The sequence below is a fragment of the Paenibacillus sp. 2KB_22 genome, assembly GCF_052115745.1.
In the GTDB taxonomy this organism is placed as follows: Bacteria; Bacillota; Bacilli; order Paenibacillales; family Paenibacillaceae; genus Paenibacillus.
The window spans coordinates 1-504 of record NZ_JBFRHG010000028.1 but is presented as its reverse complement, the minus strand read 5'-3'; the positions used below and the strand labels follow the sequence as shown (position 1 = coordinate 504).

Sequence of the window (504 nt, the reverse complement as noted above, 5' to 3'; positions counted from 1 at the left end):
GCAAGGCAGGCGCTCTCCCAGCTGAGCTATGGCCCCATATAAAGTTTAAAGGTATAGATGGTGGGCCCTGGTGGACTCGAACCACCGGCCTCACCCTTATCAGAGGTGCGCTCTAACCAACTGAGCTAAGGGCCCACATTATATATACTTTTTGAACCCAAAATGGGTTACGCTTGGCGGCGTTCTACTCTCCCAGGACCCTGCGGTCCAAGTACCATTGACGCTGAAGGGCTTAACGGTCGTGTTCGGGATGGGAACGTGTGGAACCCCTTCGCTATCGCCACCAAACGTTTGAGAGTTTGAGCTCTCAAAACTGAGCAACGAGTGAGTAACTAGCCGACCTGGCTAGATTTTATATTTGAATGTTTCCACTCGGGAAACGATTCTCCATAGAAAGGAGGTGATCCAGCCGCACCTTCCGATACGGCTACCTTGTTACGACTTCACCCCAATCATCTATCCCACCTTCGGCGGCTGGCTCCTTGCGGTTACCCCACCGACTTC

Annotated in this window: 1 tRNA gene and 2 rRNA genes; all 3 read right to left on the bottom strand. The window is 52.6% G+C overall.

The annotated features are described in order from the left end of the window. Positions 1–58: 58 nt before the first annotated feature. A tRNA-Ile gene (locus tag AB4111_RS31120) sits at positions 59–135 on the bottom strand. Positions 136–171: 36 nt separating this feature from the next. Continuing rightward, positions 172–288: ribosomal RNA gene (gene rrf, locus AB4111_RS31115) — 5S ribosomal RNA — on the bottom strand. A 105-nt stretch (positions 289–393) separates the two neighbouring features. Next, positions 394–504: ribosomal RNA gene (locus tag AB4111_RS31110) — 16S ribosomal RNA — on the bottom strand; the annotation flags it as partial.